Source organism: Bradyrhizobium sp. 31Argb (assembly GCF_043638955.1).
Classification (GTDB): domain Bacteria; phylum Pseudomonadota; class Alphaproteobacteria; order Rhizobiales; family Xanthobacteraceae; genus Bradyrhizobium.
In genome coordinates, this window is record NZ_JBEGDB010000005.1 from 73,326 (window position 1) to 80,421 (window position 7,096).

Sequence of the window (7,096 nt, forward strand, 5' to 3'; positions counted from 1 at the left end):
ACGAGAATGTATGGATACAATCAAAGACAAACAGGCCTATTGTATGGATTGGGTCCCTACACTTTCCGAATGGCAAGGCCCCCTGTTCATGCGCATCGTCGATGCGCTCGCGTCCGACATCGAGAGCGGCCGGCTTGTTCGCGGACAAAGGCTGCCGACGCACCGCGCGCTCGCGACCGAACTCGGCATCGATCTCACCACCGTCACCCGCGCCTATGGCGAAGCGCGCCGGCGCGGGCTGCTGGACGCCAGGGTCGGCCAGGGAACGTTCGTTTCGGAGACGACGGTGCGTTCGCCGTCGCACGTTCCCTCGCAAGTCACGATCGACCTCTCGATGAATCTTCCGCCTCAACCCGTGGAAGCCAATCTGGATCTTCGGATCGCGCAGGGATTGGAGACCATTCGCAGGGAAAGCGGCTTCGGCGCATTCCTGACCTACTCAAGACCCGGCGGCAGCGATCTCGAGTTGGAGACGGCGGCAAACTGGCTGCGCCATCGCGTGCACGATGCGAACGCCGAGCGTCTCGTGATTTTTCCGGGATCGCAGGCTATCGTCTTCAATGCGCTTCTCGTCCTCACCTCGCCCGGTGATGTGGTTCTGACGGAGGCGCTGACCTATCCCGGCCTGAAGACGGCGGCCGCCCGATTGGGCGTTCGCCTGATCGGCTTGCCGATGGACGAGCAAGGCGTGCGGCCGGACGCGCTCAAGGACGCATGCCGCAAGCACAAGCCCAAGGCCGTCTATCTGGTGCCGACGCAGCAGAACCCGACGACTGCGACGGCGGGTCCGGCGCGCCGCAAGGCCATCGCCGAAATCATCCGCCATGCAGGGACTTTCCTGATCGAGGACGACGCCTATGGTGCGCTCGAGCCGTCGACGTCGCCGATCGCAAACCTGATCCCCGAGCGGAGCTACTTCGCTGCCAGCATGTCGAAATGCATCGCACCAGGACTGCGCGTCGCCTATCTGCAGGCACCTGATTCCATCGCAGCGCAGACCATGCGCAGCGGATTGCAGGCGACGATGCAGATGTCACCACCCCTGATGGTCGCGCTGGTCACCCACTGGATTCGAAACGGCATCGCGGATGAGATCATCGAGGCGGTACGCAACGAAGCCAAGGGACGACAGCAACTGGCGGGCCGTATCCTGAAAGGCATCGCTTTCGCATCCCGTCCCGCAAGCCATCACCTTTGGCTGGAGCTACCGCCATCCTGGAATCGGATGGACCTGCTTTCGCATCTGCTGCGTCACGGGCTTGCCGTTGTCGGCGAAGATGCGTTCGCCGTCATCGACAAGCCGCCGCGCGGGATCCGCGTCTCCCTCGGCGCGGCGCGCAACCGCGCCGATGTCAGCCAGGCCATGCAGGTGCTCGCCGCGGCCATGAAATTGTCGGTCATGGCGACGCAGATCGTCTGAGGCGCCGGCCGCTCAATTCGGCTTTCGCCACCAGATGAAGAGCGAGTAGAGGACAACCGGGACGGCCAGGGTCACCCATGCGAGGGCATCCCACCAGCCGTCTCCCACGAGCGCGCCGACGAGGCCGAGCGTGCTGACGATCGCGACCAGCAGGGGCGCGATGAAGATCTGCCGAAGCGTACGATGCATGGATTTGCGCGACATCATCAGGACGATAATGCGGGACTTTCGACGCCGGAGGAGTGCGCGATCACGCGATCGACGCTGACCCCTGCCCTTCGCCGCCGCACCCACAAATAGATCCCGGTGACGAGGACAATGATCGTAAGCACGTCGAGCAGTGCCCAGAGGATCTTGAGCGGCATGCCACCATAGTCGCCGAAATGCAGCGGCTGGGAAACGAACAGCGTCGAGACGTACCAGGGCATGTCGCGGCTGTCGGTGAGCGTGCCGGTCTCGGCGTCGATCAGGGCCGGCTTCAAGAGGCGCGAGGTGAGCGGCGTGTTGCCGCGCAGGAACACGGTGTAGTGGCTCTTGCTGCTGAAGATCGAGCCGGGGAACGCGACGAAGCTAGGCGTCATCCCCGGCACCGCATGGGCCGCCACCTCGACCGCCGCATTGACCGACGTCAGCTTCGCGGGCGGGGCGCGATCGCGATATTGCGCGGTCATCTCGGCAAGCTGGCCATACTGCCACATCTTCAGGACCAGATCGGCCCATGTGTTGATGACGCCGGTGAAGCCGACCACCAGCGTCCACGCAACGAGAAGGATGCCGGCAAGGTTATGGACGTCCAGCCAGCGCACCACGCGGGTTCGGCCCGCGCGATACGTGCCGAAGCTCAGCTTCCGCATCGAGGGGGCATAGACGACGATGCCGGAGATGATGGCGACGCAGAACAGGATGCCCATCAGGCCAAGGAAGAGCTTGCCCGGCAGGCCTGCGAACATGTCCGTATGCAGTTTGAGCATGATGTAGGTGAAGCGGCCGGTGACATCAGGCGCGTCCAGATAGGCGCCCGTATGCGCGTCCATCCGGATCAAGAGGTTCTTGCTCGGATCGGACGTGATCGAAGGCCCGACGCTGACGAACATCGCGTTCGGATCGTCACGGTCCCAGATCAGGAAATGCGGGACCTGTCCCGCTGCATTGGCGATTGCATTGGCAAGCAGATGGTCGAGATCGGCCAGCGGCGCATCCGCCGCCACCTCCGCCGGCTTCACCTGGCTGTGCAGGAGGTCGTCGATCTCCTCATGAAAGATCAACGGCAACCCCGTGACGCACAGGAGCAGCATGAACACCGTGCAGATGAGGCTCGTCCATTTGTGGACGAAACCCCATCGCCGAAGAGACCTGGTCGCCGCCGTCACTTTGCCTTCCTAGTTCCAACTGTATTTCAATGTGCCGAGCACCGTACGCCCATTCCCCAATCCGCAATAGGGCAAGCCGGTCAAGCACGACGCGACGTAGAAATGGTCGGTCAGGTTGGATCCCTTCCAGTCCGGCCGCAGATAGCCGAAATCGTAGCTCACCGCAGCATCGAACAGCGTATAGGCCGGGATGACAAACGTGTTGAAGCTGTCCCCGTAGGTCTCGCCGACATAGCGCACGCCGAACCCGAGCCCAAGACCCGCAACCGGACCATCGTACCAGGTGTACTTGCCCCAAAGCGAAGCCTGGTCCTGGGCCGTGTTCATCATGTATTTGCCGGCATATCCGGCAATGCTCGCCGAGACCTTCGGATCGAGATGGCTGTAGCCGCCGACGATCTCCAGTTCGCGGGTGATGTTGCCTTTCACTTCAAACTCGAAGCCGCGAACGCGTAGCGCATCGGTCTGCACGTTGAACAGCGGATTGATCGGGCTTGCGGTGAGGACGTCCTGCTGCTTGATCTCGAACACGGCCGCCGTCAGCATCAGGTTCGATCCGTTCGGCATGAATTTGACGCCGGCTTCAGTCCCCTCACCGGTCGTCGGCCTGAACGAATTGCCGGCGAGATCGGCGCCGAGGTTCGGCGTGAACGACGTCGCATAGCTCACATAGGGCGACAGTCCGAAATCGAAGAGATAGTTGAGGCCGACGCGTCCGGTCTGCGCCCGGTCGTCGCGGGAATAGCTGCCGGCGAGCGGAAAGACTGCGAAGCTCTTGAAATCCGTGCTAGCCCAGTCATTGCGTCCGCTCAGCGTCAGCGTCCAGCGGTCGAGCTTGATCTGGTCCTGCAGATAGAGACCGGCTTGGCTGAGCTTGTCGTCGCGCAGGATGAATGGCGCCAATGACGCGAAGGACGGAATCGCAGTGTTATATACCGGAGCGTAGGCATCGATCGGAGCGATGCCGGCGGAACGATAGTCGGTGCGGGACCAGAGATTGAAGTAGTCGAAGCCCAATAGCACCTTGTGGGCGAGCGGTCCGGTCAGGAAATCCGCCTGCACCTGGTTGTCGACGGTGATGTTGGCGGCGCTTGCCTTTACATAGTTATAGCTGCGGTTGACGAGACGGTCGGTTGCCATGCCTTCCGTCCGAACCGAGGAGAGATCATTGGTGACGTCCGTGTAGCGCAGATTCTGGCGGAACTGCAGGTTGTTGTCGAAGCGGTGCTCGAAGGCATAGCCGACCATGAATTGCTCGAGATTGTAGCCGTCGAGGCCGGGTACGCCGAGATAACGGCTATATGGAACGTGTCCGTTCGGGTTGGGCAGGAACGACACCTGGCCCGTCACGTATTGCTGGTAACCCCTGTTGTCGGCCTTCTGATACTGCGAGAGCAGCGTGAAGCTGGTGTCCGTCGTCGGAGCCCAGGTGAAGCTCAGCGCGATGAACAGCTTGTTGTCCTGCACGAAGTCGGTCTGGGTATTGCTGTCGCGTGCGAGCCCGACGATGCGGTAGAGGAACTCGCCGTTCTTGTCGATCGGGCCGCCAAGGTCGAACGCGCCCTGGAAGCGATCGAATGAGCCGAACGTACCCTCGATCGTGTATCGCGGCGTCGCCGTCGGCCGCCTGCTCACCATGCTGAGCAGACCGCCCGGCTCGGACTGGCCATAGACCACCGACGACGGTCCCTTCAGCACCTCGATCCGCTCGAGCCCATAGGTCTCGATCCGCGGCACGGCGAAGGTGGTATTATCCTGCGGCAGCCTTAGGCCATCGAGATATCTGGGCGCATCGAAGCCCCTCAGCTTGAAATTGTCGAAGAAGGCGTTGGCGCCGAAACTCTGCACCGTGACGCCAGGGGTATAGCGCAATGCTTCGGCGACGTTCTGCGCGCCCTGCGCCTGGATCTGGTCCTGGGTGACGATCGAAATCGATTGCGGCGTCTCCAGGATCGGCGTGTCCGTCTTGGTCGCGGTCACGCTTTGCTTGGCGAGGTAGCCGACCACCGGACCAGTGCCCCTCTCACCGGTCGAGCGTCCCGCTGCTCCGCCCGGCGCGGCCTCTTCCTGCGTCACTGGGGCCGGCGTCCGCCGCGCGACGTTGCGGCCGGATCGCGCCGCCCGCGTCGATCGCACCGGAGCCACACGGCCGCGCTGCTGGCGTGGCGCATCGACCGTGACCGGAGGCAATTCGCTGCTCGATCTCGGCCGCTCCGCGCCGGACGGACTCTGCGCCAGTGCCGGCGTGTCCGTGAACGCCATCGCAGCGAAGCCACAAATCGTCACAAGGGCGAGTCCCCACTCGCTCTTTGGCTTGAATTCCATCGCCAGATCCCCCGTCGCGGAACGCCCGCAGACTCAGGGGATTGAGTGCAAGAATTGCGAAGCTCACGCCTTTGCGATTGCGCAAAAACTCTTTGATCTGTTGTCGACAAGCTCCAGATCGCCACCGAGACGTTCCGCGCAGCACACGCTCCGCTGGATTGGTGCACAGGCTGCAAACGGTCGGCCTACTACATTGAATTATTTATTCTAATTCGGTGGACGACAGCGGCTGGGGGCGTATCCGAAGTGCTTGCGAAACGCGGTCGCGAAGTTGGCGGGGTTGCCGTAGCCCGCGAGATAAGCCGCCTCGTTGATCGATACGCCCTGCTCGATGATCGCTTCGCGCGCCGATTCGAGCCGACGCGTCCGCAGATATTCGGAGGCGCTGACGCCAAACACCCGTCGAAAGTGGGTGTTGAAGGAGCGGCGGCTGATGCCTGCCTCGCGCGCCAATTGGGAGACTTTCCACGGACGCCGCAGATCGGCGTCGATCGCATCGCGGATCGCGCGCAGCCGCCGCTGCTTGTGGTCGCCGGCCATCTCCATGCTCGCGCGCTTGCCCGCGATCGATATGACCCGCGCGAGGATTTCCATGGCATGCGCGGACAGCAGCAGTTCTTCCGCGCGTCCATCGAGCGTCGGAGACAGCATTTCGGTTGCCATGGCAAGAATACGTGGCGGCGCCTTCAGCGTGACCACGAATTCATCCGATTCCGCCGAGGAAAACAGCTCGAGGAACTCGCGCTGCAGACCGAGGCGATCGATCGATGCCTTGGGAAACGCCAGGCCAGCGGCGAACATGCGCCCGCCGCCGGACGTCTCGCCAGTCCAGAGCAGCGGCTTTCGCAAGGCCATCACGACAATCGAATTTTCCGAGTAGCGGAACCGCGTGACATCGCGCTGCGGACCTCCCTGCCCTGCGCCCTTCAACACGATGGTGACGAACAGGCCGGCCTTGATCACGCCTTCGCTGCGTATCATGCGATCAAGGATGAAATTGTTTCGCTGGAACAGGCAGCCGGGAAATTCGAGCCATCGCGCGGTCTCCGCGAAGTCGTCCTCCCTTGATGCACCCTCGGAATCGAGGACGCGGAACTGATCGAAGATGCGATGATAGATCTGCATCACGCCCTTTGCCTGGAGCCGGCCCGCGAACCTTAAGTCTATCTGCCTCTCAACCGTTGCCGAGGCAATTAGAACGCTTTCAAAGTGCCGCGCTGTGTCCGCAGTCGGTAGGATGGGGAGGGCGCGGCGAAATCCATCGCGATGGAGCAAGCGGCGCGAATGATGGGTTTCGCTGCGCTCTACCCATCCTACGATTGTCGTCCCCGCGAAAGCGGGGACCCATAACCACAGGGAGGTGTTGTGGCGCGAGCAAGCGGTTGCAGCGGAGCACACCACATAGGCCTGTGGTTGATGGGGTGGACGGCCCCCTACGGCATCAGTTGTGCCAGAATGAGGTTGTCGAAATCTCAAACGAGGGAGCCGTCCGTGACGCAGATTATCCGCATTGGAATGGATACGTCGAAGCATATTTTTCAGTTGCATGGGGTTGATGCGGCCGAGAAGGTGGTGTTGCGCAAGCGGCTGTCGCGCAAGCAGGTGCTGGAGTATTTCGCCAAGTTGCCGCCGACGGTGATCGGGCTGGAGGCTTGCGGGGCTTCGCAATATTGGGCGCGGGAGCTTTCCAAGCTCGGCCACGAGGTGAAGCTGATGGCCCCGCAACTGGTGAAGCCCTACGTGCAGCGGAACAAGAACGACGGGCGGGATGCGGAAGGATTGTGTGAAGCCATGGGGCGGCCGCGCATGCGCTTTGTGCCGGTCAAGACGGCCGAGCAACAGGCCGCGCTGATGCTGACGGGGATCCGCGACGGACTGATCGCCCGGCGCACCCAGCTGAGCAATGCGATCCGCGGCTACGCTGCCGAGTTCGGCCTGATCGCAGCCAAGGGGGTGGACAAGATCGAGCCGCTGTTGGCGC

At 62.4% G+C, this 7,096-nt stretch carries 6 protein-coding genes; 2 read left to right on the forward strand and 4 right to left on the reverse strand.

Annotation, left to right across the window (positions count from 1 at the left end):
- Window positions 1-10 precede the first annotated feature (10 nt).
- A complete protein-coding gene (locus tag AAFX91_RS01995; RefSeq protein WP_394565398.1) occupies window positions 11-1,420 on the forward strand; it encodes a PLP-dependent aminotransferase family protein in 1,410 nt (469 codons plus the stop codon).
- Window positions 1,421-1,432: 12 nt separating this feature from the next.
- Here the strand turns inward: AAFX91_RS01995 and AAFX91_RS02000 are convergent, their stop codons facing one another.
- The 4 genes from AAFX91_RS02000 to AAFX91_RS02015 all read right to left on the reverse strand — a co-directional run bounded on the left by AAFX91_RS02000 (window position 1,433) and on the right by AAFX91_RS02015 (window position 6,663).
- A complete protein-coding gene (locus AAFX91_RS02000; protein ID WP_245476389.1) occupies window positions 1,433-1,609 on the reverse strand; it encodes a hypothetical protein in 177 nt (58 codons plus the stop codon).
- Window positions 1,610-1,626: 17 nt separating this feature from the next.
- Window positions 1,627-2,790: a PepSY domain-containing protein gene (locus tag AAFX91_RS02005; RefSeq protein ID WP_130580317.1), complete on the reverse strand. Its 1,164-nt coding sequence runs from the start codon at window positions 2,788-2,790 to the stop codon at window positions 1,627-1,629.
- Window positions 2,791-2,799: 9 nt separating this feature from the next.
- Window positions 2,800-5,115: a TonB-dependent siderophore receptor gene (locus AAFX91_RS02010; RefSeq protein WP_394565399.1), complete on the reverse strand. Its 2,316-nt coding sequence runs from the start codon at window positions 5,113-5,115 to the stop codon at window positions 2,800-2,802.
- Between the two features lie 207 nt (window positions 5,116-5,322).
- Window positions 5,323-6,663: a helix-turn-helix transcriptional regulator gene (locus AAFX91_RS02015; RefSeq protein ID WP_394565400.1), complete on the reverse strand. Its 1,341-nt coding sequence runs from the start codon at window positions 6,661-6,663 to the stop codon at window positions 5,323-5,325.
- On the opposite strand from AAFX91_RS02015, the gene AAFX91_RS02020 reads away from it, so the two are divergent.
- Window positions 6,607-7,096: IS110 family transposase (locus AAFX91_RS02020; RefSeq protein ID WP_394565401.1), on the forward strand; the 490-nt coding region annotated here is incomplete at its 3' end. The two genes, AAFX91_RS02015 and AAFX91_RS02020, sit on opposite strands and share 57 nt — an antisense overlap.

Bases quoted from the DNA above. Each gene is read 5' to 3' on its own strand.
- AAFX91_RS01995 (WP_394565398.1), top strand. From the start codon at position 11: ATGGATACAATCAAAGACAAACAGGCCTATTGTATGGATTGGGTCCCT.
- AAFX91_RS02000 (WP_245476389.1), bottom strand. From the start codon at position 1,609: ATGCATCGTACGCTTCGGCAGATCTTCATCGCGCCCCTGCTGGTCGCG.
- AAFX91_RS02010 (WP_394565399.1), bottom strand. From the start codon at position 5,115: ATGGAATTCAAGCCAAAGAGCGAGTGGGGACTCGCCCTTGTGACGATT.
- AAFX91_RS02015 (WP_394565400.1), bottom strand. From the start codon at position 6,663: ATGCAACTGAAAAATATGCTTCGACGTATCCATTCCAATGCGGATAAT.